This window comes from Halomonas qinghailakensis (genome assembly GCF_025820815.1).
Taxonomy (GTDB): domain Bacteria; phylum Pseudomonadota; class Gammaproteobacteria; order Pseudomonadales; family Halomonadaceae; genus Vreelandella; species Vreelandella qaidamensis.
Genome location: NZ_CP096973.1, coordinates 292668 through 318855, shown reverse-complemented (window position 1 = coordinate 318855; position 26188 = coordinate 292668). Strand labels below are relative to the sequence as shown.

18 protein-coding genes and 3 rRNA genes are annotated in these 26188 nt (G+C 51.2%); 14 read left to right on the top strand and 7 right to left on the bottom strand.

Features of this window, described 5'->3' with window-relative positions:
- Window positions 1-112: 112 nt before the first annotated feature.
- From M0220_RS01450 to rlmM, 7 genes are all read left to right on the top strand, one after another.
- Entirely contained in the window at window positions 113-1783 is a 1671-nt protein-coding gene (locus tag M0220_RS01450) for an AMP-binding protein (protein ID WP_264018477.1), read from the top strand.
- 16 nt (window positions 1784-1799) lie between these two features.
- Complete coding sequence (locus M0220_RS01445; RefSeq protein WP_264018476.1) at window positions 1800-2567, top strand: SDR family NAD(P)-dependent oxidoreductase; 768 nt, start codon at window positions 1800-1802, stop codon at window positions 2565-2567.
- Between the two features lie 251 nt (window positions 2568-2818).
- Window positions 2819-4624, top strand: coding sequence for an acyl-CoA dehydrogenase C-terminal domain-containing protein (locus M0220_RS01440; RefSeq protein WP_264018475.1), 1806 nt, complete (start codon window positions 2819-2821; stop codon window positions 4622-4624).
- A 637-nt stretch (window positions 4625-5261) separates the two neighbouring features.
- Window positions 5262-6794: ribosomal RNA gene (locus M0220_RS01435) — 16S ribosomal RNA — on the top strand.
- 345 nt (window positions 6795-7139) lie between these two features.
- Window positions 7140-10033 (top strand): 23S ribosomal RNA (locus M0220_RS01430).
- 157 nt (window positions 10034-10190) lie between these two features.
- Window positions 10191-10306 (top strand): 5S ribosomal RNA (gene rrf / locus M0220_RS01425).
- Together the 16S, 23S and 5S rRNA genes form the textbook arrangement of a ribosomal RNA operon.
- Before the next feature lie 463 nt (window positions 10307-10769).
- A complete protein-coding gene (gene rlmM / locus M0220_RS01420) occupies window positions 10770-11837 on the top strand; it encodes a 23S rRNA (cytidine(2498)-2'-O)-methyltransferase RlmM (protein WP_030068832.1) in 1068 nt (355 codons plus the stop codon).
- A 46-nt stretch (window positions 11838-11883) separates the two neighbouring features.
- On the opposite strand, the gene M0220_RS01415 is transcribed toward rlmM, so the two are convergent.
- Window positions 11884-12171: an antibiotic biosynthesis monooxygenase family protein gene (locus M0220_RS01415; RefSeq protein WP_009724920.1), complete on the bottom strand. Its 288-nt coding sequence runs from the start codon at window positions 12169-12171 to the stop codon at window positions 11884-11886.
- Between the two features lie 28 nt (window positions 12172-12199).
- Here M0220_RS01415 and tusA point away from each other — a divergent pair, with 28 nt between their 5' ends.
- A complete protein-coding gene (gene tusA, locus M0220_RS01410) occupies window positions 12200-12451 on the top strand; it encodes a sulfurtransferase TusA (protein ID WP_030068839.1) in 252 nt (83 codons plus the stop codon).
- Between the two features lie 64 nt (window positions 12452-12515).
- On the opposite strand, the gene M0220_RS01405 is transcribed toward tusA, so the two are convergent.
- From M0220_RS01405 to M0220_RS01395, 3 genes are all read right to left on the bottom strand, one after another.
- Complete coding sequence (locus M0220_RS01405) at window positions 12516-13226, bottom strand: hypothetical protein (RefSeq protein WP_030068841.1); 711 nt, start codon at window positions 13224-13226, stop codon at window positions 12516-12518.
- Between the two features lie 113 nt (window positions 13227-13339).
- Entirely contained in the window at window positions 13340-14338 is a 999-nt protein-coding gene (locus M0220_RS01400) for a DUF3080 family protein (RefSeq protein ID WP_030068843.1), read from the bottom strand.
- Window positions 14339-14341: 3 nt separating this feature from the next.
- Window positions 14342-15760 (bottom strand): MATE family efflux transporter, encoded by a 1419-nt coding sequence (locus M0220_RS01395; RefSeq protein WP_264018473.1) that lies wholly within the window; start codon window positions 15758-15760, stop codon window positions 14342-14344.
- A gap of 183 nt (window positions 15761-15943) precedes the next feature.
- Here M0220_RS01395 and M0220_RS01390 point away from each other — a divergent pair, with 183 nt between their 5' ends.
- Window positions 15944-16528, top strand: a complete 585-nt coding sequence (locus M0220_RS01390; protein WP_264018472.1) for an elongation factor P hydroxylase — start codon at window positions 15944-15946, stop codon at window positions 16526-16528.
- On the opposite strand, the gene M0220_RS01385 is transcribed toward M0220_RS01390, so the two are convergent.
- Complete coding sequence (locus tag M0220_RS01385) at window positions 16525-17004, bottom strand: hypothetical protein (RefSeq protein WP_030068848.1); 480 nt, start codon at window positions 17002-17004, stop codon at window positions 16525-16527. The genes M0220_RS01390 and M0220_RS01385 overlap by 4 nt on opposite strands.
- Before the next feature lie 12 nt (window positions 17005-17016).
- Window positions 17017-17868, bottom strand: coding sequence for a TatD family hydrolase (locus M0220_RS01380; protein WP_264018471.1), 852 nt, complete (start codon window positions 17866-17868; stop codon window positions 17017-17019).
- Window positions 17869-18139: 271 nt separating this feature from the next.
- Here M0220_RS01380 and M0220_RS01375 point away from each other — a divergent pair, with 271 nt between their 5' ends.
- The 5 genes from M0220_RS01375 to M0220_RS01355 are packed head-to-tail and all read left to right on the top strand — an operon-like array spanning window position 18140 to window position 25055.
- On the top strand, window positions 18140-19372 hold the full coding sequence (locus M0220_RS01375; RefSeq protein ID WP_030068850.1) for an ABC transporter substrate-binding protein: 1233 nt from the start codon (window positions 18140-18142) through the stop codon (window positions 19370-19372).
- 43 nt (window positions 19373-19415) lie between these two features.
- Window positions 19416-20972, top strand: coding sequence for a fatty acyl-CoA synthetase (locus M0220_RS01370; protein ID WP_030068851.1), 1557 nt, complete (start codon window positions 19416-19418; stop codon window positions 20970-20972).
- A gap of 2 nt (window positions 20973-20974) precedes the next feature.
- Window positions 20975-22117 (top strand): acyl-CoA dehydrogenase family protein, encoded by a 1143-nt coding sequence (locus M0220_RS01365; RefSeq protein WP_264018470.1) that lies wholly within the window; start codon window positions 20975-20977, stop codon window positions 22115-22117.
- Window positions 22118-22177: 60 nt separating this feature from the next.
- Window positions 22178-23365 (top strand): beta-ketothiolase BktB, encoded by a 1188-nt coding sequence (bktB, locus tag M0220_RS01360; RefSeq protein WP_264018469.1) that lies wholly within the window; start codon window positions 22178-22180, stop codon window positions 23363-23365.
- Between the two features lie 37 nt (window positions 23366-23402).
- Complete coding sequence (locus M0220_RS01355; RefSeq protein ID WP_264018468.1) at window positions 23403-25055, top strand: fatty acid--CoA ligase; 1653 nt, start codon at window positions 23403-23405, stop codon at window positions 25053-25055.
- A 3-nt stretch (window positions 25056-25058) separates the two neighbouring features.
- Here M0220_RS01355 and M0220_RS01350 read toward each other — a convergent pair whose 3' ends face one another.
- Window positions 25059-26072, bottom strand: coding sequence for an AraC family transcriptional regulator (locus M0220_RS01350; protein ID WP_030068858.1), 1014 nt, complete (start codon window positions 26070-26072; stop codon window positions 25059-25061).
- Between the last annotated feature and the right edge of the window lie 116 nt (window positions 26073-26188).

Below are 26188 nucleotides of genomic sequence, written 5' to 3'. Positions count from 1 at the left end.
CAACTGCAAGGTTTCCGTTAACGTAAACGGACAATAATAATGCGTAAGCTCGGAACCCTGGCCTGTCTGTTTGCGTACCACTGCTCACGACTAACAACATAAGAGAGCCATCATGACAGCAACATCAGCCTCATTACCCACCTATTCGACCTTCCTGGAAAGCTTTACGGTTGACAGTATGATTGCCAGGCTAGATGACCATCAAGATGGTTACCTTAATGCCTTTGAAGCATGCTGTGGCCGTCATGTGCGCCAGGGGCGGGGAGATGTGCTTGCGCTGGTACAGGAAGATATCAATGGGGAAACGCATACCCTGACTTACGCAGAGCTAGACGAGCAGAGTGGCAAGCTTGCTGGCTGGTTTAAGACGCAGGGGCTTGGCGAGGGCGATCGCATAGCTTGTATGCTGCCGCGCTCACCAGCGCTGCTAGTAGCTGTGCTTGCTACTTGGCGAATTGGTGCGGTCTACCAGCCGTTGTTTACCGCGTTTGGCCCCGATGCGGTGGATTATCGCTTGGGGCGCGCTGATACCAAGCTGGTGATTACTGATCACGTTAACCGCTATAAGTTTGACGGGCTAAGCCAGTGCCCACCTGTTTTGGCGGTAGGTGGTGCTACCAGCGAACACCCTAATGACCATGACTGGCAGGCTGCATTGACGCATACGTCAATGAGCGAAAAGCCACCCCGGCTTGCCCCTGAAAAACCTTTTCTTCAGATGTTTACCTCAGGCACAGTGGGCAAGCCAAAAGGCGTGGCAGTGCCGCTTTCCGGGATGACAGCGTTTGCTCTCTATATGGAGCTGGCAGTCGATCTTCGTGACGATGACCGCTTTTGGAATATGGCGGATCCTGGTTGGGCATACGGGCTTTATTATGCGATTGCCGGACCGCTGCTGCTCGGTGTTACCACGCACTTCTGCGAGGCGGGCTTCAGTGCAGAAGGTGCATTGGCGTTTATGAAGCGCCACCATATTACTAATTTCGCGGCAGCTCCTACGGCATACCGTTTAATGAAAGCATCAGGGCTGTTCGATGATGCCCACCAAACGCTTGAGCTTCGCGCGGCAAGCTCAGCAGGCGAGCCGCTCAATACGGAAGTAGTGACCTGGGTGGAGAAGTCGTTGGGTTGTCCGGTCATGGATCACTATGGCCAAACAGAAACCGGCATGACCTGTAATAACCATCACTCCCTTGATCACCCCAAGCATGTAGGCGCTATGGGTGTGCCGATGCCGGGTTACCGCCTAGCCATTTTGGACGCAGAGTATAACGAGCTGCCACCTGGTGAGCCGGGTGTGCTTGCGGTTGACATTAAAAACTCACCAGCCCACTTCTTCCAGGGTTATACCTGGCAAGAAAAAGACCCCTTTGTAAATGGTTACTACCTAACTGGTGATGTGGTTATTCGCAATGAAGACGGCTCATTCCAATTTGCCGGACGTGATGACGACATTATCACCACTGCAGGCTATCGGGTCGGCCCCACGGACGTTGAAAACAGCGTGATGACACACCCAGCGGTTGCAGAGTCTGCGGCGGTTGGGCAGCCGGACGAGATTCGCGGTGAGGTGATTAAATCTTACATCGTGCTGCGTGATGGGTATGAAGCTAGCGAGGCGCTTGCCGATGAAATCCGCCAGCAGGTGCGTGAGCGTCTTTCCACCCATGCGTTCCCTAGGGTAATTGAGTTTGTCGATGAGCTGCCAAAAACGCCTAGTGGTAAAATTCAGCGCTTTAAACTTCGTGCCCAAGCCACTGAGCAAGCACGCAACGACAAATAATTAAAGGAAAGTTGAAATGCAGGTAAAGGATTGTACGTTTTTAATTACAGGGGCTGCTTCAGGTTTAGGTGCGGCAACTGCAGAGCGTTTAGTGGCTGCCGGTGGGAAGGTTGTACTTTGCGATATGAACAACAGCGTGGTGGATCACGCCAAGCGCTTGGGTGATCGTGCAAAGGCTTGCATGGCTGATATTACTTCTGCTGATGAAATGCAGCAGGCGATTGACGAAGCGGTTGCAATGGGTGGTGAAAGCGGTCTTTCTGGCGTTATTCACTGTGCTGGCGTGGTAAGTGTAGCCAAGCTTGTGGATCGTAATGGTAATCCTGCAGACCTGGAAAGCTATGCAAAAACGATCAACATCAATCTAATCGGCACGTTTAATGTGATGCGATTAGCGGCCGCAGCCATGGCTAAAAATGCCCCTAATGAAAGCGGCGAGAGGGGCGTAATTATTAATACGGCTTCTATAGCCGCATTCGATGGGCAGGTTGGCCAGTGTGCTTACAGTGCTTCCAAGGCTGGCGTAGTGGGCATGAGTTTGCCTGCGGCTAGAGAGCTTTCTCGTCATGCTATTCGCGTTATGGCGATTGCGCCGGGTGTGTTTGAAACCCCTATGATGAGTGAGATTCCTGATGAAGCGGCCCAAGCGTTAGCGGCTGCGGTGCCTTTTCCCAAGCGATTGGGTAAGCCTGGTGAATTTGCCCAGCTGGCTGAACACATTATCACTAACCCAATGTTGAACGGTGAAGTGATTCGGCTGGATGGAGGCATTCGAATGCAGTAATTGGGTTGGGACATAGGCGTCGTTTATTAACCTGTCAGCATTTTTGCTGGCAGGTTTTTTTATTTTATAAATCAGAAAGCTACTGTATGGGCGACCAAAGTTGTAGCTGTTTTAGGGGGTGTATTAAAACGACCGCTTGACTATAGGCGGTGCGCGCGCTAACTTTCAAACATGTGTTTGAAAGTAGTTATCAAAACTCAATGTGATTGACGCTTATGACTGCTTTCAGCCCCTTGTTTAGGAGAAGTGACATGCCCAGCTATCAAGCCCCTCTACGTGACATGCGTTTCGTTATGGACGAAATGTTTGACTACCCCAGCCATTACGCCGCGCTACCCAATGGCGATGATGCATCTCCAGACGTTGTGAATGCGATTTTGGAAGAGGGCGCTCGTTTTGCCCGCGACGTGTTGTTGCCGATTAACCAAAGCGGTGACAAAGAGGGGTGTTTGCTTGAGGGTGGTGACGTTAAAGCACCGAAGGGCTTTAAAGAAGCCTATCAGCAATATGTAGAAGGTGGCTGGCCAAGCCTAGCGGCAGACCCGGAACAGGGGGGGCAGGGCTTGCCTCATTCGTTGGCGATGATGCTCTCTGAAATGATTTGCGCAACTAACTTAGCGTGGGGTATGTATCCAGGGCTTTCTCATGGTGCTGCCGATGCGCTTAGGCATCACGGTACCGATGAGCAGAAAGAAACTTACCTTACCAAGCTGGTGGAGGGTGTTTGGACAGGCACGATGTGTCTCACCGAACCACACTGTGGTACTGACCTTGGGTTGATTAAAACACGTGCAGTGCCTGATGAAAGCGGCGCTTATTCAATTACTGGTACCAAAATCTTTATCTCTGCCGGTGACCATGATCTAGCAGAGAACATCGTACACCTTGTGTTGGCTAAACTGCCTGACGCTCCTGAAGGCTCGAAGGGTATTTCTCTATTTGTCGTGCCCAAGTTTATGCCCGATGCTCAAGGTAACCCAGGCGAGCGTAATGGCGTAACGTGCGGTTCGCTTGAGCACAAGATGGGCATCCATGGCAATGCTACCTGCGTGATGAACTTTGACGCTGCAACGGGCTATTTGGTTGGTACGCCCAATAAAGGTTTGGCGTGCATGTTCACTATGATGAACGCAGCGCGCCTTGGGGTAGGTATTCAAGGGCTAGGTTTAATTGAAGCCAGTTTCCAAAACTCGCTGAGTTACGCCCGAGACCGGTTGCAAATGCGTGCGCTTTCTGGAGCCCAGGCCCCTGAGAAGCCAGCAGACCCGATTATTGTGCATCCGGATGTACGCCGTATGCTGCTGACCCAGAAGGCATTCGCCGAGGGTGGCCGCATGTTAGTGCTTTACACCGCTCAGATGCTCGACATTGTTGAGCATGGTAAGCCTGGCGAAGAGAAAGAGCAGGCTGAAACCTTGCTCGGCCTACTAACACCTATTGTGAAAGCGTTTCTCACTGAAGTCGGTTTTGAGTGCACCAATGAAGGCGTGCAGATTTTTGGTGGGCACGGCTTCATTAAAGAGTGGGGGATGGAACAGTTAGTGCGTGATGCGCGTATTACCCGTCTCTATGAGGGTACCACTGGTATTCAGGCGCTAGACCTGCTTGGCCGCAAGGTGTTGATGAGCCAGGGTGAGTCGCTAAAAGTGTTCACCAAAGAAATCCATAAGTTCTGTAAGACGGAAGCTGATAACCCTGCGTTAAAAGAGTTTGTTGAGCCGCTAGCGAAGCTAAACGCTGAGTGGGGCGAGTTGACCATGGGCGTGGGCATGAAAGCGATGCAGGATCGCGAAGAGGTTGGGGCGGCAAGCGTCGATTACCTAATGTACTCCGGTTATGTCACGTTGGCCTACCTCTTTGCCCGCGCAGCTAAGCAAGCATCGGTGGCATTAGAGGGTGATGACAAAGCGTTTTATGCCGCTAAATTGAACACTGCCCGCTTTTACTATCAGCGCTTGCTGCCGCGTACAAAGGCTCACGCGCAAATGATCCAGTCCGGTGCGGGAAGTCTTATGGCGATGTCGAGTGAAGACTTTGGCTTAGGATTTGAAATTTAGGTTTCGAAGTACGCAGTGAGAAATACGGCTTTTGAAATTCCAGTGACACAGATAAATCTGTATGGGTAACCGAGCACTCTCTGGTCAGGCGTTCTGATCGGTGGTTTGCGGCAGGATTGTTCTATGAACAACGCCTGCCGCTTTTTTTATGTTTTTTTGATAAACCCTCTTGCCAAGACGGCAGCGAATCCGTAAAGTACGCATCCGCTGCCGGGGACGCACAGCGTTACCAGCGGTGATAGAAGGTGAAAACCTTCGGTTTGTCAGGAAGTTAGCGCAATAAAAGAGAAGGCATCGTTATCTCGCTTTCTTAACTCGCTCGCTTCACTCACTGAAAACAGTGATTGACAAACACCAGGAAATGCGTAGAATACGCCTTCCTCGCTGAGGCAAACCAGTTCATCGGTTAGCCGGCTGATAAGACAGCCTCGCAGCGAAACAGCTCTTTAACAATTTGATCAGGTAATTCATGTGGGCGCTTGCCGATGAGGGTGATAAATCACCAAATATCAAGGCAAGCGGTCATGACAATGTAAATTGAAATGAATTCGTTTGAACCTTGAGCCAAGTTTGATGCGCTTTTGTTGTTCGTCAACATTATATGTGTCGGGTGACGAGTAAGCATCACAATGATTTTAAACTGAAGAGTTTGATCATGGCTCAGATTGAACGCTGGCGGCAGGCCTAACACATGCAAGTCGAGCGGTAACAGATCTAGCTTGCTAGATGCTGACGAGCGGCGGACGGGTGAGTAATGCATAGGAATCTACCCGGTAGTGGGGGATAACCTGGGGAAACCCAGGCTAATACCGCATACGTCCTACGGGAGAAAGGGGGCTCCGGCTCCCGCTATCGGATGAGCCTATGTCGGATTAGCTAGTTGGTGAGGTAATGGCTCACCAAGGCAACGATCCGTAGCTGGTCTGAGAGGATGATCAGCCACATCGGGACTGAGACACGGCCCGAACTCCTACGGGAGGCAGCAGTGGGGAATATTGGACAATGGGGGGAACCCTGATCCAGCCATGCCGCGTGTGTGAAGAAGGCCTTCGGGTTGTAAAGCACTTTCAGCGAGGAAGAACGCCTAGTGGTTAATACCCATTAGGAAAGACATCACTCGCAGAAGAAGCACCGGCTAACTCCGTGCCAGCAGCCGCGGTAATACGGAGGGTGCAAGCGTTAATCGGAATTACTGGGCGTAAAGCGCGCGTAGGTGGCTTGATAAGCCGGTTGTGAAAGCCCCGGGCTCAACCTGGGAACGGCATCCGGAACTGTCAAGCTAGAGTGCAGGAGAGGAAGGTAGAATTCCCGGTGTAGCGGTGAAATGCGTAGAGATCGGGAGGAATACCAGTGGCGAAGGCGGCCTTCTGGACTGACACTGACACTGAGGTGCGAAAGCGTGGGTAGCAAACAGGATTAGATACCCTGGTAGTCCACGCCGTAAACGATGTCGACCAGCCGTTGGGTGCCTAGCGCACTTTGTGGCGAAGTTAACGCGATAAGTCGACCGCCTGGGGAGTACGGCCGCAAGGTTAAAACTCAAATGAATTGACGGGGGCCCGCACAAGCGGTGGAGCATGTGGTTTAATTCGATGCAACGCGAAGAACCTTACCTACTCTTGACATCCTGCGAACTTGTGAGAGATCACTTGGTGCCTTCGGGAACGCAGAGACAGGTGCTGCATGGCTGTCGTCAGCTCGTGTTGTGAAATGTTGGGTTAAGTCCCGTAACGAGCGCAACCCTTGTCCTTATTTGCCAGCGAGTAATGTCGGGAACTCTAAGGAGACTGCCGGTGACAAACCGGAGGAAGGTGGGGACGACGTCAAGTCATCATGGCCCTTACGAGTAGGGCTACACACGTGCTACAATGGCCGGTACAAAGGGTTGCGAGCTCGCGAGAGTCAGCTAATCCCGAAAAGCCGGTCTCAGTCCGGATCGGAGTCTGCAACTCGACTCCGTGAAGTCGGAATCGCTAGTAATCGTGAATCAGAATGTCACGGTGAATACGTTCCCGGGCCTTGTACACACCGCCCGTCACACCATGGGAGTGGACTGCACCAGAAGTGGTTAGCCTAACGCAAGAGGGCGATCACCACGGTGTGGTTCATGACTGGGGTGAAGTCGTAACAAGGTAGCCGTAGGGGAACCTGCGGCTGGATCACCTCCTTAAACGATGCATCATCCCTCGCGGTAAGCGCTCACAATGAATTACCTGATCAGAATGCTGTTGATACGCAGTGATAAGCGTTTTCTTCATATTGAAAAAAGAGAAAAGATCTTTTTTTAAAGAGTTCTTTTAAAGAGTTCTTTTAAAGAGCTTTGTTTTAAAGACCCTTCTTTTTTTAACGTGAAAAAAGCAACCGCTTATCACTGCGCATAGCAGTCGCTCTTTAACAATGTATATCATGCTGACATAAACGTTTTAAAACGTTTATACGTAATTGTTTTGTGATACGTCTCAAGCGTATCCGGCAATCGTTATCATTGCGAACCCCAGACTCCTTCGGGTTATAGGGTCAAGCAATGAAGCGCACACGGTGGATGCCTAGGCAGCCAGAGGCGATGAAAGACGTGGTAGCCTGCGATAAGGCTCGGCGAGGTGGCAAAACAACCTGTGACCCGGGCATCTCTGAATGGGGAAACCCACTCATCATAAGATGAGTATCTTACGCTGAATATATAGGCGTAAGAGGCGAACCAGGGGAACTGAAACATCTAAGTACCCTGAGGAAAAGAAATCAACCGAGATTCCCCTAGTAGCGGCGAGCGAACGGGGACCAGCCCTTAAGCATGTGACTGATTAGACGAACGAGCTGGGAAGCTCGGCCGTAGCGGGTGATAGCCCCGTAGTCGAAAATCTGATCATGTGAAATCGAGTAGGTCGGGGCACGAGAAACCTTGACTGAAGACGGGGGGACCATCCTCCAAGGCTAAATACTCCTGGCTGACCGATAGTGAACCAGTACCGTGAGGGAAAGGCGAAAAGAACCCCGGAGAGGGGAGTGAAATAGATCCTGAAACCGTGTGCGTACAAGCAGTAGGAGCAGACTTGTTCTGTGACTGCGTACCTTTTGTATAATGGGTCAGCGACTTATATTCAGTGGCGAGGTTAACCGTTTAGGGGAGCCGTAGGGAAACCGAGTCTTAACTGGGCGACACAGTCGCTGGATATAGACCCGAAACCGAGCGATCTATCCATGAGCAGGGTGAAGGTTGAGTAACATCAACTGGAGGCCCGAACCAGGATCTGTTGAAAAAGATTTGGATGACTTGTGGATCGGAGTGAAAGGCTAATCAAGCTCGGAGATAGCTGGTTCTCCTCGAAAGCTATTTAGGTAGCGCCTCACGTATCACCGCCGGGGGTAGAGCACTGTTTCGGCTAGGGGGTCATCCCGACTTACCAACCCGAGGCAAACTCCGAATACCGGTGAGTGCGAGCGTGGGAGACACACGGCGGGTGCTAACGTCCGTCGTGAAAAGGGAAACAACCCAGACCGTCAGCTAAGGTCCCGAAATCCTGGTTAAGTGGGAAACGATGTGGGAAGGCTCAGACAGCTAGGAGGTTGGCTTAGAAGCAGCCATCCTTTAAAGAAAGCGTAATAGCTCACTAGTCGAGTCGGCCTGCGCGGAAGATGTAACGGGGCTAAACCAGGTACCGAAGCTACGGGTTCATCCTCTGGATGAGCGGTAGAGGAGCGTCGTGTAAGCCAATGAAGGTGAATTGAGAAGTTCGCTGGAGGTATCACGAGTGCGAATGCTGACATGAGTAACGATAAAGGGAGTGAAAAACTCCCTCGCCGGAAGACCAAGGGTTTCTGTTCGACGCTAATCGGAGCAGAGTGAGTCGGCCCCTAAGGCGAGGCCGAAAGGCGTAGTCGATGGGAAACGGGTCAATATTCCCGTACCGGACATGATTGCGATGGGGGGACGGAGAAGGCTAGGTGAGCCAGGCGTTGGTTGTCCTGGTGAAAGTGAGTAGGCTGGTGTCCTAGGTAAATCCGGGATGCTCTAAGGCCGAGACACGAAACGAACTGACCACGGTCAGGAAGTCATTGATGCCACGCTTCCAGGAAAAGCCTCTAAGCTTCAGATCATGTGCGACCGTACCCCAAACCGACACAGGTGGTCAGGGTGAGAATCCCAAGGCGCTTGAGAGAACTCGGGTGAAGGAACTAGGCAAAATGGTGCCGTAACTTCGGGAGAAGGCACGCCGGCGTAGGGTGACGAGACTTGCTCTCCAAGCCCGAACCGGTCGAAGATACCAGGTGGCTGCAACTGTTTAGTAAAAACACAGCACTCTGCTAACGCGCAAGCGGACGTATAGGGTGTGACGCCTGCCCGGTGCCGGAAGGTTAAATGATGGTGTTAGCCGTAAGGCGAAGCTCTTGATTGAAGCCCCGGTAAACGGCGGCCGTAACTATAACGGTCCTAAGGTAGCGAAATTCCTTGTCGGGTAAGTTCCGACCTGCACGAATGGCGTAATGATGGCCACGCTGTCTCCACCCGAGACTCAGTGAAATTGAAATCGCCGTGAAGATGCGGTGTACCCGCGGCTAGACGGAAAGACCCCGTGAACCTTTACTATAGCTTCACACTGGACGCTGATGTTGCCTGTGTAGGATAGCTGGGAGGCTTTGAACCTCGGACGCCAGTTCGAGCGGAGCCAACCTTGAAATACCAGCCTGGCATCATTGGCGTTCTCACTCAGGTCCGTTATCCGGATCGAGGACAGTGTGTGGTGGGTAGTTTGACTGGGGCGGTCTCCTCCCAAAGAGTAACGGAGGAGCACGAAGGTACCCTCAGCACGGTCGGACATCGTGCAGTGAGTGCAAGAGCATAAGGGTGCTTGACTGCGAGACAGACACGTCGAGCAGGTGCGAAAGCAGGTTCTAGTGATCCGGTGGTTCTGTATGGAAGGGCCATCGCTCAACGGATAAAAGGTACTCCGGGGATAACAGGCTGATACCGCCCAAGAGTTCACATCGACGGCGGTGTTTGGCACCTCGATGTCGGCTCATCACATCCTGGGGCTGAAGTCGGTCCCAAGGGTATGGCTGTTCGCCATTTAAAGTGGTACGCGAGCTGGGTTTAGAACGTCGTGAGACAGTTCGGTCCCTATCTGCCGTGGGCGTTGGATGTTTGAGAAGGGCTGCTCCTAGTACGAGAGGACCGGAGTGGACGCACCTCTGGTGTTCCGGTTGTCACGCCAGTGGCATTGCCGGGTAGCTATGTGCGGACGGGATAACCGCTGAAAGCATCTAAGCGGGAAGCCCCCTTCAAGATGAGACATCCCTGAGGCCTAGAGCCTCCTGAAGGGCCCAGCGAGACCAGCTGGTTGATAGGCACGGTGTGGAAGCGCTGCAAGGCGTTGAGCTAACGTGTACTAATGGCCCGTGAGGCTTGACCCTATAACACCCAAGGGGTCTGGTCGCAGTGATAACGAAACGAGTGTGACAACACTCAGAAAACCGGATACGCGGATTAAGCCCACCGTGACACACGACAGGCTTAAGACAAAAGAGACGACACAAAACACTGTCAGCATGATATGCATTACCTGTTACGCCTGACGACCATAGCGAGCGTGAACCACCTGATCCCATGCCGAACTCAGCAGTGAAACCGCTTAGCGCCGATGGTAGTGTGGGGTCTCCCCATGCGAGAGTAGGTCATCGTCAGGCACTTATTAAGAAAAACCCCAGCTTCAGTTGAAGCTGGGGTTTTTTGTTGGTGCTTACCACACCGTCATTCCCGAGTCACCACACCGTCATTCCCGAGTCACCACGCCGTCGTTCCCGAGTGGGGGTATCGGGAATCCACCTTGACATTGACCTGCAGCAGCCCAAAACCCCAACTCAACATGGATTCCCGCTAAGGGTCTGCGGGAATGACAAGAGCGGCTCGGAGGGCTGGGGCGAGTTATCGTCAGGCATTTATTAAGAAAAACCCCACCTTCAGTTGAAGCTGGGGTTTTTTGTTGGCCGCTGATAATGTTTTAAGCGCATCAAGCAGATAAATTATCGCTACTATTCTCACTACTTAGAAAGCATTAGACAGAAAGTGCTATGATGCGGCGATTAATGGGGGCATTTTCTTTTGAATATATGTTCACTTATGACATGAAATTACTTTAGAGGTGAAAGGGTGAGTGAAACAGTACCCACGTCGTGGCTTGTCTATTGCCGCCCAGGGTTTGAAAGTGACGCACTTGCTGAAATGCAGCACCATGCTAAGCAGCAAGAGGTAAGTTGCGAAGCTGCGCAAGGGGAAGGGTGGGCGAGCTTAACGCGCTTGGATGACGAACCTATTAATGATTTGCATCGTAAAGCGGCATTTAAGCGGCTTATTTTTGCTCGTCAAAGTTTAGCCGCTATGCCAGCTCTAACATTGTCCCGAGACGATCGGCTTACTGCTATTCTAGATCAGGTGAAGGCAAGTCGGTGGAGTTTTGAAGAAATCTGGCATGAAACGCCAGATACTAATGATGGCAAAGCATTAGCGGGCTTAATTAAAGCGCTGACAAAACCATTACAGAGTATGTTAAAAAAACGTGGTGCCCTGCGCGGTAAAGCAGGGGCTCGTCGGCTGCATATTTTCTGGACAGATGGCGATCGTGTTCAACTGGGCATGAGCTTTCCTGATAATCGGAGTGAACTGCTTAATGGTATTCGCCGGTTGCGTTTTCCTTCTCGAGCGCCAAGCCGATCAACGCTGAAGTTAGAAGAGGCATGGCATGAATTTATTCCCCGAGAAGAGTGGGATACGCGGCTTTCCGCCCACATGCAGGCAGCAGATCTAGGAGCCGCCCCAGGTGGCTGGACATGGCAGTTAGTGCAGCGTGGTATGTATGTTTATGCCATTGATAATGGGCCAATGGACAAGCAGCTAATGGCTACAGGGCAGATAGACCATCTTAAAGAAGACGGTTTTGTTTGGGAGCCGCCGCAACGAATGGATTGGCTAGTTTGCGATATCGTCGATAAGCCTGTGCGCGTGTTAGCAATGGTAGAAAGGTGGTTAACTCGCAAATGGTGCCGAGAGGCAATTTTTAATCTAAAGCTACCTATGAAGAAACGCTGGGATGAAGTTACTCGCTGTATTAACACCCTAGAAGAAGCGTTGGAAGCGGCGGGTGTGAGGGCTAAGATCACGTGTCGTCACCTCTACCACGATAGGGAAGAAGTGACGGTGCATGTGAGGCTTGATCACTAATTTAATGGCGCCTTAATTTAAGGGCAGCTAAGCTAGCGTCACAGTGTTAACAGCCAGGCTCGTATACACGAATTGTTTCGTCTTCTGTTAATAGAGGTAGAATACGTTGCATGGCCGTTGCACGTGCGTCACTTGAATGCCACTCTTTCCAAGCGCGAAGATCGCGCCATTTAGTAATCATAAGGCGGCGATCAGTATGGCCGAGTTCAACAAGTGTTTCACCACCGACAAACCCTCGCACGCCGAGTGAAACACGCATAGCTTCGCGGGCAGCTAGTTCATACTCTTCTTCCAGGCCAGGCATAATACGCCGTTCAATGATTACTTTGATCATGCTGTCTGTTTCCTAAACGAGATTGTAGATGACTGATAATACGTATGACCCATGTGCCTTTGATACATCGTTAGACACTACGGGGTTATATTGCCCTGAGCCAATCATGCTGATGCATAACAAGGTGCGTGACATGACGCCTGGGCAGGTGTTGAAAGTAATAGCAACCGACCCTGCTACGACGCGGGATGTCCCAAAATTTTGTCAATTTTTGGGACACCAACTGTTGCAGCAAGATGAGTCCGGTGACCATTATGTGTATTTTATTCGCTTAGCGTGACAATGTGCAGCTGTGCGAGGCTAACCCTCCGAGATTCGGTTTTGGTGGATCGCCTCGCAAGTGTTTATTTAAGATCATCCTCTTTGTTTGGAACAACCATCATCGCCAGAGCTTCCAATGTCGCAGGGTCTTCTTCCATTATGCGGCTAGCAATATGGCGTTGAAAAAAGTAAACCGTGCGATGTCTGGAATGAGCATCATAAAGGCATTTATCTCCAAGAAGGATGGGGGACATCGTAGCTTGTTGCTCATCGGCAAGTACTGCTTCAACGCTGCCATCGCTATAGAGACGCCATCCGTAGACCTGCTTCATATTCCAAGGTGCGTTGGGATGATTCATGCACAAAGCATGAGTACCAAGAGTATCTGGAAGTTGCTGGATCAGTGTGATCTCCCCAGACGCTTCATATTCGAAGTAGCTAGCGGATGCAGTCAGTTCATCGTATTTGTGGTCGGGGGGGAGGGCAAAAATCTCTTCTGTTTCTGGATCACGGTAGCCAATAAATTGGCCATTTTCATGACTGTCAAGTTCGTGACAAGCAGCGAGTGTCTCCATCCACGGGACCAAGCCAATCACGTTACCATTCTCTTGTAGCCCCCAGGCCAATACAGGCAGGCCGTAATACGTGTCGGGACTCGCAGCGAGCTGGTAGACCATCTCTAAGCCATCTAGCTCAGGTGCTAAACGGATTAAACATTTCTGCGCCTGCTGACGCTGACGCACGGTTTCCAGGTCGATGACCTGGGCAGAGCGGGGTGACAGGGTTGCGCCCATAATGTCCCTCCTTGTGCTGCGTGGTCACGACATCGGTGAGTAGCGTATGCTTGCCCACCACTTAGTTCACCAATAGCACAGGTTGCTCAGAAGGTTAAGAGGGTATGTGATTTTTAATTATCAGAACAGCGATTAAATTGATCTCGTAGCGCTTGGTGTTCAATTTTTACTCGTTGCAGTTGCTGCCAGGGAGCCTGTGGATTGCGCAGTGACAACCAAGTGTTCTGATAGTTTTTAACCGCTTCTGGCGGCGTTATTTCGTGAATATTAATTAGTTGATTAATCGCCGTCAGCCACTGTAAAGAAATTTGTTCGACAGGAGCAAGCCATGCTGGAAAATCGTCCTGCAAGCATACACTAGCTTTTGGCTGCGTTGACTCGAGAGCTTCATTGGCTTCTGTCAGGCGTTGGTAGGCAAGTAGTACAGTCCTTAATACTTCTGCTGTTAACGGGCGCTCTTGTAATGTCTTCAGGTGGTTTTCAAGCGTCGCAGAATCTTGTTGCCAGTTGCTGTTGAATTGGTGAACTACCATCTGTTCAAGATAAGCCACCGCTGCTAAATGCTTATTGATATTGGGTAGGCTGGCACTATCTAAAGGATCGCTAGCTCTGGAAAAGCTTTTTTCCCACTCTTCGGAATCAAAAATGGCATTCCAACTGACCGCTGGAAGCTGCTCAGTTTTGAGTTCAGTTAACTGGGCTAATCGAGCTTTATTGTCATCACTTAAGCTGTCAGGCACGTCGCTGTTCCAGCAAGCACTTAAGCGTTGCCATAATTCACGCTCATATAGCCACTGTTGGCTAGGGGGGGCGACACGACCTAATTGATTGTTCCTTGCTGCGATGAGTGATGTTATCTGACACTCACGTAATGCATATACGTTGAGCATGCCTTCACGGGTTTCTGGAATATCGAATAGTCGCTCTCGACGTTCAGGAAACTCACCAACATTAGATGGAGAGTAACGCTCAATAGTAGCAATTGAAAGATCGCTGGTAAGCTGTTGGTGATACTCTATCCAGGGTTGTTCAGCACTACTATTATTGCAGCCCGCGAGGAATAAGCTGGCACTAACGGCCAGCCATAACAGACGTTGTGGGTAGGGTGTCATTGATTACTCCTGTCGACTGATCCACGTTAACCGCCAAGCAAGTAATAGTGCGGCCGTGCTGAGTCCAGCAATCAGGCCTATCCAGTAACCGTGCACACCCATTGGTTCTGACAGGTTACCAATCCCATGAGCTCCTAGCCAGTGACCACCGCCTAAACCGACAATCCAATAAGAAAGCACCGTGATAACCATCACAATTCTCGTGTCTTTATAACCTCTTAACGCCCCTGCCAAGTTGACTTGAAGTGAGTCTGAGAGTTGGAAAATCACCGCTAGGGATATGATAGTAAGTGCTAGTGCTTGAATGTCAGCATTAGAGGTGTACAGCGAAATCACCGGTACCGCGGTAACCCACAGCAAGGTACTGTTAATGGCGGCGACAATAACGCTGATGACAATACCGTTCCAAGCCACGGTACGTGCCATGGCGAAACGCTGTTGGCCCAATGTATTACCCACGCGTACGGTAAGTGCCATGCTTAATGACATAGGTAGCATAAACAGAATCGTCGTGAAGCTTAGTGCGATTTGGTGAGCCCCTACTGTGACTTCTCCAAAGCTGGCAATAAACAGGGCTATTAACGTAAATAGTGTCACTTCGACAAAAATGGCCACCCCGATGGGCACGCCCACCACCACAAGTTCGCGGATACCGGATAGCTTTGGTGGCGTAAATGTTTTCCAAATAGAAACACTACGGTAGGTGCGGCCTTTACGGGTATAGAGCGCCATCGAAACGGCCATTGTCCACATTGATAGTGCAGTGGCTATGCCACAGCCGAATGCACCTAACGCAGGCAGTTGTTGCAGGCTGCCGGGCAGCCCGTTACCAAATAAACTAACAAGTCCGTCACCACCGTAGATAAGCAAATAATTGCTAGGAATATTAACGGCTAGCCCTACTAAGCTTATCCACAAGGCGGGGCGGGTGTGGTTCATACCATCTGAGAAGGCTCTAAGTGCCTGAAAAAGAGCAATTCCCGGCATACCAAAGGCAACGGCAGTTAGGTAGGCAGCAGACTCGCGTGCGACTGCAGGAGGCACCTGCATAAGCTCGAATATCGGTGTGACGACTGTCCACAGCAGCACAGCTGCAATAATCCCGAGTACTAATGCAACCCACAATGCCTGGTGAACCGCAGGACGGATGTCAGTATTTCGTTGGCCACCTAACAGGTGCGCCACAATAGGGGTAAGGCCCATTAACGTGCCGGTCATAAACAGCATCAGCGGCATCCACAGGCTTGAACCAACTGAGACCGCAGCGAGGTCAGTGGCGTTGTGTCGTCCGGTCATGATGACATCGACAACGCTCATGCCCGCTTGCGCTAACTGAGCACCGCAGATGGGTAACGCTAACGCTATTAACGTGCGTGTTTCTGGCCAATAAATCGATTTGGTATTGCTAGTAAAGCCGCCCAAGGTGTGGTTCCTATTCAGCAAAGAGACCTAAGAAAAGCCTTTAGAATAGCAGGAGTTACTGTTGTTTCGGTAGCCATTTAGTAAGCAGGCTATTCTTTGGTTCGCAGGTGCGCTACGGGTATACTGTGAGGATTGGGCATTACCCATCAATAGATTATGTGAAACAGTTGGTGAATTGGTTCTATGGTGAAAAATAAACAGCAGCACTGGACGCTTAACGATATTACGGCGCTATTTGATGGTGTGTTTTTTGAGCATTACCAGACACGTTTGATCAGGGGCGGAGACGAGCCTGTTTATCGCCCTAGCAACGTTGATACGCCATATCACCAAGTGATTTTTGCGCGCGGTTTTTTCGCCAGTGCTTTGCATGAGATTAGCCACTGGTGTATTGCTGGTGAAAAGCGTCGACAGCTGGAAGATTACGGTTACTGGTACCTACCTGATGGACGCGACGCCCAGCAGCAACTCGCCTTCGAAAAAGCGGAAATCGCACCACAGGCGCTGGAGCAGCTGTTTACCCACGCCTGTGGGCGCACGTTTTACGTAAGTGTGGATAACTTGGGTGGGAACGTTGAGGTGGATCGTGAGGCATTTGCTAACAGCGTCGCCGCCAAAGCTAACAACTACTTGGAAATCGGGCTGCCGCTGCGTGCCAACGCTTTTTTAGTGGCGTTGACACACTATTATCAGCACCAAGCTACTCTGGCACAGGCCGTTAAGCAGGGGCGGGAAGCACTGGATGTTGTATCGCTCGAAACGGCTTAGTCTTTTTCGGTAAGTTGCTTGTGTAGCGTCAGCATGACCTCAATTTCATGTTCAGGCCGCATCGGCTCGAACCCTAAATCGTTAAACGTATCGCTACGCAGGCGGTGCCACTGATTTGCGCTAATTGTTTCATAGAGCACTTGTGCAGGTGCTAGTTCCACAAAAGGGTCAAGACCGTAAGTATCAAACAGACGGGCTAGCGCTGCTTCATCTTCACCATTATCGCTAGTGTACAACGTAGCTGAAAAGTGATCGGTTTCTAATTCACGTATGACATCTAAAGGACTGACGCCCAGACTTTCCAGCTCTTCAATGCTGTAAGCCCCCATCACGTTGGTATCTTCAGTGATCCAGCTGTCGTCAGGTTGAATAAGGGTCTGCTTAATACGCCCATCGGGTAACGACCAGGCAATAGCCAGCGGCAAGCCGTCTTCTTCGCCCGTCTCAATGGCAATAAATCCTGGGTAATCAGCCACGCTGTGCTCCTTTTAAGTTTCCGCATCAAGGCGAAAAAAACGCTGGGCAGTTCGAGTGGTTACGGCCCCCAGCTCGGTTTCAGTCACGTTATGCCACTGGGCAATCTCTCTGACAATCCATGGTAGCAAGGCTGGCTCGTGACGGCGCCCTTTCAGCTTTGCTGGAAGGTTGCGGGGTAGTAAGTAGGGGCAGTCGGTTTCCACCATGAGCCTTTCTAAGGGAATATCCTTCACGATTGAGCGAAGGTGATGGCCTCTGCGCTCATCACAAATCCAGCCGGTTAAACCAATATGAAGATCTAAATCAAGATAGCCGTGGAGTGTCTCTCGGTCAGCGGTGAAACAGTGAATAACGGCTTCGCTGATATCATCGCGCCAGCTATGCAGTATCTCACGCATTCGCTGTCCAGCGTCCCGCTCATGTAAAAAGAGCGGCAAGCCACTTTCAATGGCGAGCGCCAGCTGAGCCTCAAACGCTCGTTCTTGCTCAGCAGGTGTCGAGAAATTGCGATTAAAATCCAGCCCACACTCGCCAACGGCAACCACTTCGGGTTGTTGGTGCAGTGCTTTCAACTGGTTCGCCACATCGCTATTCCACCCGCTAGCATCATGCGGATGAACCCCCGCAGTGGCATATATGCCAGGGACCTGCTGAGCCATCTTAACGGCTAGCTCAGCATGTTCAATATCAGTACCCGTCACGATAAGAGTTGTTACATTAGCCGCTTTTGCTCTGGCAATGACATCTACTAAATCGCGCTGAAAACTTTCATGAGTCAGGTTAGCTCCAATATCGACTAAGGGAGCACCGGAACGAAATTGCAGCGCTTCTGGTAAAAAGCTATCCACAGCACTTGTTGTCAAACGTCATACCCTCCAGCGCCAATTAAATAATCGATAACAGCCAGGCATTCGTCAATGGGTTAGCTAGCTGCAGAACACTATTGTAACGCCGGTAAGTAACAACAACTAATGGTCTGGCTTGGTTGAGTAGCTTAATCGAATGGCATGAATTGCAAAAAAACTGGCTCGAAAGGTAAACAGCAATGCGGTTTTTACTCTTAACATGAAGATGCAGTATGCAATAAATCGGGCTAAAGGCTCTTTTAATAACAACAATAGACGGGTGAAAAATATGCAGCTATCACGTCATTTCGCTATTTCTACACTAGCAGCGGCGGTTATTGCCGCTGGCTATGCACCCAGCGTGGCCGCCAATGATGGTATTTCAGATAATGAGATTCGTATTGGCTATCTGGCTGATATGTCAGGCGTTTATCGTGATCCGATAGGGCCGTTAGGGCAAGATGCCATTGAAATGGCGATTGAAGATATGGGTGGCAGCGTCCACGGCGCTGAGGTGGTGGTCTTTAGCGCGGATGATCGTAACAGCCCAGATGTTGGCTCAAGCGTTGTGCGCGAGTGGATTGATGAACGCAATGTCGACATGGTCACGGGGCTAGTGGCGTCATCGGTTACTTTGGCAGCAGTAGGCTTGCTAGAAGATGCGGATAAACTTGGTTTGGTAAATGGCGCTGTTTCCTCTAGCGTTACTAACGAACACTGCTCTCCCAACCATATTCACTGGGTATATGATACCTGGGCGATGTCTAACGGTACGGCCAAAGCCATCACGCAAGAAGGCCATAAAAATTGGTATTTGCTCAGTGCCGACTACTCATTTGGCCATGCGCTTGAAGCAGATGTTGAACGTGTGGTCACTGAAAATGGTGGAACGATAGTCGGTAGCGCGCGCCATCCCTTCCCGAACAACGATTTCTCCTCCTTCATGCTGCAAGCCCAGGCATCGGGTGCTGATGTAATTGCCCTCAATAATGCCGGTGGAGACACCATCAATGCCGTACAAACGGCTGGCGAGTTCGGTATTACCCAAGCGGGTCAGATTCTAGCGGGTATGGTGCTGTTCAGCACCGATATACGCAGCATTGGTCTCGAAAATGCCCAAGGGCTGCAGTTCACCAAAGCATGGTATTACGACTTAAATGATGAGACCCGTGCGTGGGCAGAGCGTTTCCGTGAGCGTACCGGCAGCATGCCTACCATGGTACACGCAGGTCTTTATTCCAGTACCCGCCACTACCTAGAAGCCATTGAGGCAACGGGAACAGACGATACGCAAACTGTTCGTCAGCAGATGGTCGATACCCCGATTAATGACGTGTTTGCAACGGGCGGCTATATCCGTGAGGACGGTCGTATGGTGCATGACATGTACCTCGTGGAAGTAAAAACGCCAGAAGAATCTGTTGATGAAGATGATCTTTTCAGAATTGTGCGCACTATTCCCGCCGAGGAAGCGTTCCGGCCACTGTCTGAAAGCGTCTGCCCACTCGTTAACAAGGGATAAAACGCTGACGCCTTATCAACAAACATAACAATAAGGACTTGGCATGGAACACATCTCTACCATTCACCGTAATACGATTGGCGCTGCGTTAAATCGCAGCGCCCGAAAATATTCTGACCAGCTTGCGCTAACGTTTGGTGAGCGAACATGGAGCTATCAGTCGCTTAATGACGCTGCTAACCGAGTGGCCAACGGCTTGTTAGCGGCCGGTCTTTCGCCTGGAGACCGGTTGGCGGTATACGGTAAAAACTCAGATGCTTATGTCATCGCCTGGCTTGCCTCCACCAAAGCAGGCTTAGTACATGTGCCTATTAATTTCGCGCTAAGTAGCGACGAGCTGCGCTATATCCTTGAGCAATCTGGGGCGAAAGGGCTGCTAAGCGATATCGCATTAGCTGGCAAAGTAGAGGAAGCAACCCAAGGATTAGCATTAACGGTCAGTGGAACCCTGCATGCTGATCAACAAGGTAGTCAATCAGGCAGTTTCGATGTTTTAACTTGTGTACGTTCTTCGCCATCAACAAGTGAACCAGCGGTTGCTTTAGAGGGAAGCAGTCTTGCACAGCTGCTCTATACCTCTGGCACAACGGCAGCACCTAAAGCGGCAATGATGAGCCATCAAGCGCTGATGGCAGAATATATGGCCTGCATGGTGGAGTTGGATATCAAGGGAGGCGACGCCATGTTGGCTGCTCTTCCGCTTTACCACTCTGCACAAATGCATGTGTTTTTAATGCCCGCTCTGCTACTGGGTGCTCCCGTTCACCTGCTGGAAGCGCCGCTGCCAGATAGCTGCCTCGCGGCCATTGCCGAACAAAAAATCGTATCGTTTTTTGCACCACCCACGGTGTGGATTAGCTTGCTGCGCCATGCTGACTTTGATCAGTTCGATTTGACTACGCTCAAGAAAGCGTACTACGGCGCTTCAATCATGCCGGTGCCTGTTTTGGAAGAGATGCAGCAGCGTTTCTTAGGCGTGGGTTTATATAACTGCTATGGGCAGAGTGAAATTGCTCCTTTGGCAACGGTGTTACGCCCAGAAGAGCATGCTGAACGTCCCGCATCGGCGGGGCGGCCGATACTTACGGTAGAAACGCGCATTGTTGATTTGGAAATGAACGACGTTGCCCCTGGTGAGCACGGTGAGATTGTTCACCGTTCGCCGCAGCTAATGACGGGCTACTGGGATAAGCCTGAGATGACCGCTGAATCGTTCCAGGGCGGCTGGTTCCATTCTGGCGATGTGGGCTACTTCGATGAAGCTGGCTACTTATATGTTGTGGACCGGATTAAAGACGTTATCAACACGGGGGGAGTACTGGTAGCCAGCCGTGAAGTGGAAGAGGCGCTGTTTAAGCACTCGGCCATTTCGGAAGTGGCGGTAGTGGGGCTGCCTGATGAAAAGTGGATTGAAGCGATTACCGCCGTGGTGGTGCTGAAAGAGGGGCAAGCGGTGAGTGAGGATGCGCTTATCCATCATGCAAAAAGCTTGATTGCACCCTACAAGGTTCCTAAACGCGTGGTATTCGCAGAGACACTGCCAAAGAGCACCGCCGGTAAAATTCTTAAACGCCACCTGCGCCAAGACCTAAAGGAGTGAGCATGGACGAGCAAACACAGGCGCTATTTCATGACATGATCTCCCGCTGCTTAGCGCAGGAAGTGACCCCTTTCTACGAACAGTGGGAAGCGGCCGGTGAAATACCACGCTCTTTATGGAAAGCGTTGGGTGCCGCTGGCCTATTGGGGATTGACCTTGATGAAACCTATGGTGGCTCCGGTGCCGATATTGCCATCACCCAACTGGCACTGGAGGAGATGTCTCGGCAAGGGTTTGGTGGGCTAGCCAGCGCTTACAATATTCACGCCAATATTGTCATGCCTTACCTGCAAAATTTAGGCACTGATGAACAGCGCGAAACGTGGCTACCCCGCATGGCAAGCGGTGAATGGTTGGGAGCGATTGCCATGAGCGAGCCTCATGCTGGCAGTGACTTGGCAGCCATGAAAACCCGTGCCACCAAAACAGCCGATGGGTGGATGCTCAACGGCAGCAAACTGTTTATTACCAATGGCCAAGTAGCAGATCTCGTGATTGTCTGTGCAAAAACAGACCCCAGTGCCGGTGCAAAAGGGGTCTCACTGTTTTTGGTCGATACGTCACTCCCTGGTTTTTCCCGTGGCAAGCCGATTAAGAAAATTGGCCAGCACGCCAGCGATACAGCAGAGCTGGCGTTTGATCAGTTGCATCTGCCAGCGAGCGCACTGCTAGGTGAAGAGGGCGCTGGGTTTCGCTATCTCATGCAAGAACTTCCTCGGGAACGCCTAGGCGTAGGTGCGCAAGCGCTTGGCGCAGTAGAGGGCGCGTTGGCATTAACCCTTGATTATGTCACCCAGCGTCACGCATTTGGCCAGCGCGTGGCCGATTTTCAAAATACCCGCTTTACGCTGGCTGAGATCAAGGCACAGCTGGATGTCGCGCGAGCCTACTTTGATCAGTGCGTTAATAAGTATCGTCAGGGCACGATGACAAGTACCGATGCGGCGATACTCAAATTACAGCTCAGCGAGCTTCAGTGTCGCGCTGTTGATCGGTGCCTTCAGCTGTTTGGCGGTTATGGCTACACCCATGAATACCCGATTTCACGGTTCTATTTAGATGCACGTGTACAGACGATTTACGCCGGTAGTTCTGAGATTATGAAAGAAGTGGTCGCACGCTCGCTGTTGGGCAAAGTGGCTTAAGCTTTTTTAAGCCCGTTTCTTAAGCTCTTACCTGCCGTGTGCCATTACTAAGGAGAGACTATGCAGCTGGATAGCGTTGTGATTGTAAGCGGTGCTCGCACCGCCATTGGTGGGTTTGGTGGGTCCCTCTCATCTTTCGCACCCCATGAGTTAGGCACCATCACGGCCCAGGAAGCACTACGTCGTGGGGGCATTACTGGCACTGATATCGACCACTCAGTGTATGGACATATTATTACTACCGGCCCCGAAGATGCCTACCTTGCCCGTCATATCGCACTGAATGCGGGCGTGCCGAAAGAAGCGGGTGCTTTTAATGTTAACCGGCTATGTGGTTCCGGCGTGCAGGCGGTGGTATCGGCGGCGCAGCAAATCGCGCTGGGGGACAGCCGACTGGCATTGGCGGGTGGGGCTGAGTCGATGTCACGAGGTGCTTATCTACTGCCGCCCCAAGCACGCAATGGCATACGCCTGGGCGATGCCAATATCCAAGATCTTACCCTCGGCATTCTTAGTGACCCCTTTGGCAGCGGGCACATGGGGATGACTGCTGAAAATATCGCCAAGCAGTATGGCTTAAGCCGCGAGCAGCTGGATCAGTTTGCGGTGGATAGCCACCGTAAGGCGGCTAAAGCCATTGCAGAAGGGCGTTTTGACGAGCAAATCGTGCCTGTTGAAGTGACAAAAGGTAAGCAGACGGTTTCCTTTGCCCGTGATGAACATGTGCGTGAAGGCGTTGAGTTAAGTGATCTAGCCCGGCTTAAACCGGCCTTTAAAAAAGAGGGAGTAGTAACGGCAGGAAACGCCTCGGGGATCAACGACGGCGCAGCGACCTTGGTGCTGGCGCATGCCGATGAAGCACAGCAACGCAATTTAACGGTGAGGGCGCGACTTCGTGTGGCAACCACCGCCGGTGTGGAGCCTTCGGTAATGGGATTAGGGCCAATCCCTGCGGTGAAACGCTGCCTCCAACAGGCAGGGCTGACGATCAATGATATTGATGTGATTGAGTCCAACGAAGCGTTTGCAGCACAAGCAATGGCGGTTGCCGATACGCTAGGATTCCCATTGGAAAAACTAAACCCGAACGGCGGTGCGGTGGCGCTTGGGCATCCTGTCGGTGCGACCGGTGCTATCTTGATCCTGAAAGCCTTGCATGAACTGGAGCGATGCCAGGGCCGCTATGGCTTGATCACGCTGTGTATCGGCGGTGGTCAGGGCATTGCGCTGTTAATCGAACGCGAGTAACAAACGGTTTTCCAATAACAATCGACAGGTGTGTTTTATGTCTACGATAACGCCAAAAATACTTCCCTCTACGCCGTCAGCGACGAACTCGCCTCTGTTAATCAGAGACTTGCTGGAGTCTGGTGTTCGAATGGCGGGAAACAATCAGATTGTTTATCGAGACCAGAGCCGTCATGACTATCGGCGTTTTCGTGAGCGGGTACACCAGCTTGCCCATGCGCTCACCGCACAAGGCGTTCAGGCAGGTGATGTGGTGGCGGTGTTGGACTGGGACAGCCATCGCTATTTAGAGTGCTTTTTCGCCATTCCCATGATTGGTGCCGTGCTGCATACCGTCAATGTGCGTTTGGCACCTGAGCAAATTCACTACACGATGGAGCACGCTGAAGATGTCTTTGTGCTGGTGCATGAGGATTTCGTGCCGCTATTAGAACCACTTGCTGACCAACTACCTAACATACGCGGTTATCTGCTTTGCCAAGAAACGGCTAGCACGGTTAATACGTCGCTGCCGTTAGTGGGAGAATTTGAAGCGCTGTTAAGTGAGCAGCCAACTCATTACGAGTTTCCTGTGTTTGATGAAAACGCAGTGGCCACGCTGTTCTACACCACAGGCACCACCGGCAACCCAAAAGGGGTATTTTTTACCCACCGCCAATTAGTCCTGCATACACTCGGTGAAGCTAGTACCTTCCAAGCACCGGGCTTTGAGTTGCTCAACCGTGACAAGGTATATATGCCTATCACGCCGATGTTTCATGTGCATGCCTGGGGCGTGCCTTACACCGCCACCTTGATGGGAGCGACCCAGGTATATCCTGGCCGCTATGAGCCGGAAATGTTGGTGAAGCTGCTGGTAAACGAAAAGGTCGATTTTTCTCACTGCGTGCCAACGCTGTTAAATATGGTGGTGAGCGCTGACGCCGTTGCATCGAAAAAAATTGATTTAACCGGTTGGAAGGTGCTGGTAGGCGGAAGTGCGCTTACTCAGGCGTTGGCCAGCCGTGCTTGGTCACTCGGAATCGATACGCGCAGTGCCTACGGCATGTCAGAAACTTGCCCACTATTAACGGCCGATATCTTACCTAGGGATGTCACAGAAGCTAATTTTGAAGAACAGCTTCCTTGGCGGTGTAAGGCTGGTTTGCCCGTGCCTCTGGTGAAGTTACAGGTGGTTGATGCCAATGGAGAGCCGTTACCCTATGATGGTGTTAGCGTGGGAGAAGTGCGTGCCCAGGCACCTTGGCTAACCCAAGCCTATTACAAAGAAGAGAAGCGCAGTGAAGAGCTTTGGCGGGATGGCTGGCTTCATACCGGTGACGTTGGTTCGATTGATGAGCATGGCTTCCTGACTATTAGCGACCGTATCAAAGACGTTATCAAAACCGGCGGAGAGTGGCTCTCTTCGCTAGAAATAGAAAGCTATATCAGCCAATGCCCAGGCGTGGCGGAAGTGGCGGTGATTGGCGTTGCGGATGATAAATGGGGCGAGCGGCCGGCGGCACTCGTCGTCCCCAGCGATGTAAATAACCCACCCACGGCAGAAGACGTGCAGAATTTTATGGAGCAGTTCGTAGAGCAGGGCAGTATCAACCGATGGGGCATACCATCGATGATTCGCTTTGTAGATGAAATTCCTAAAACCAGTGTGGGTAAACTGGATAAAAAACGTATTCGCACTGAGATCTAAACGCTAGCGTTTAATGCCCGCCGTTTGAGCCTTTCGGTAGGCGGCGGGCGAGTTCCCTGTCCACTGTTTGAACGCTCGGCTAAAACACGCTAGGTCTTCAAAGCCCAGTTTTTCTGCAATTGTGGTCAGTGGTTGTGTGCTGCGAGTGAGTGCTTGAATAGCATAGTCGCGACGGTATTCGTCTTTAACCGCTTGGAAATGGGTACCTTCAATTTTCAAGTGTCTTGAGAGTGTACGAACGGACATATGGACAGCATCTGCGACATGTTGAACAGTACATGAGGTGGGTAAGTGGCGGCTAAGGTGTTCGCGAACACGATGGGTGATCAAGCGATCCTCAAAAGAGACATAAAACCAATCCGCTGGAGCGCGTTGTAAAAATGCGCCCAAATGCTGTTTAGTTTGACGGATAGGATGGTCTAGAAACGTTTTATCAAAATAAACAGCCGTTTGTGGTTGGTCAAACCTTACTTTGCCAGGGTAAAAGTAGAGGTAGTCAGCGCTGTGGGCGGGTTGGTCGTAGCCACATTCCATTAGAATAGGTGGAATTTTGCGCGCTATCATCCATGAGGCGATACCGTGAAAAAGCTTCAACATTAGCTCATGAATTAATATTCGGCTTCCTTGAAGTGGCGCATGTTCTTCTAGCGCCATGCGGGCCAACTCACCTTCAATCGTAAAGCAATAGCTAAAATCATCTAACAGAATGCGGAAAAACTGCGTATAGCGGTGAAGCGCAATCTGCAGAGTGGGCGCGTCTAGCAAGCTTAGGCACAGTAGCTTTAGCGTTCCACAGCGTAGCGGCCTGGAGAAAAACCCCGGTGTTTCATCATCCAACTCAAGGGCCAGTAAGCGGTAAAGCTCGGCAAACTGCTCAACCGTGACCCGCCCATTAGGCGCGCTCAGCAGAAAGGGAGAAATCCCTGCCTGTTCTAAATAACGGGTAGGAGCGAGTTCGGTGGCAGGTAAACCACATAATAGCTCGTTCACAAAGTGCATTGAGACGGTAACAGTCACGATGTCAGCCCTAAACGTGTAGCTTGGCACTACCTTGTTATTATCACGTGATGAAGAGACGTTAGCACGATGTGTCGTTTGGCACTATAAGGGGCCTCCTTAACACGAGCGCATGC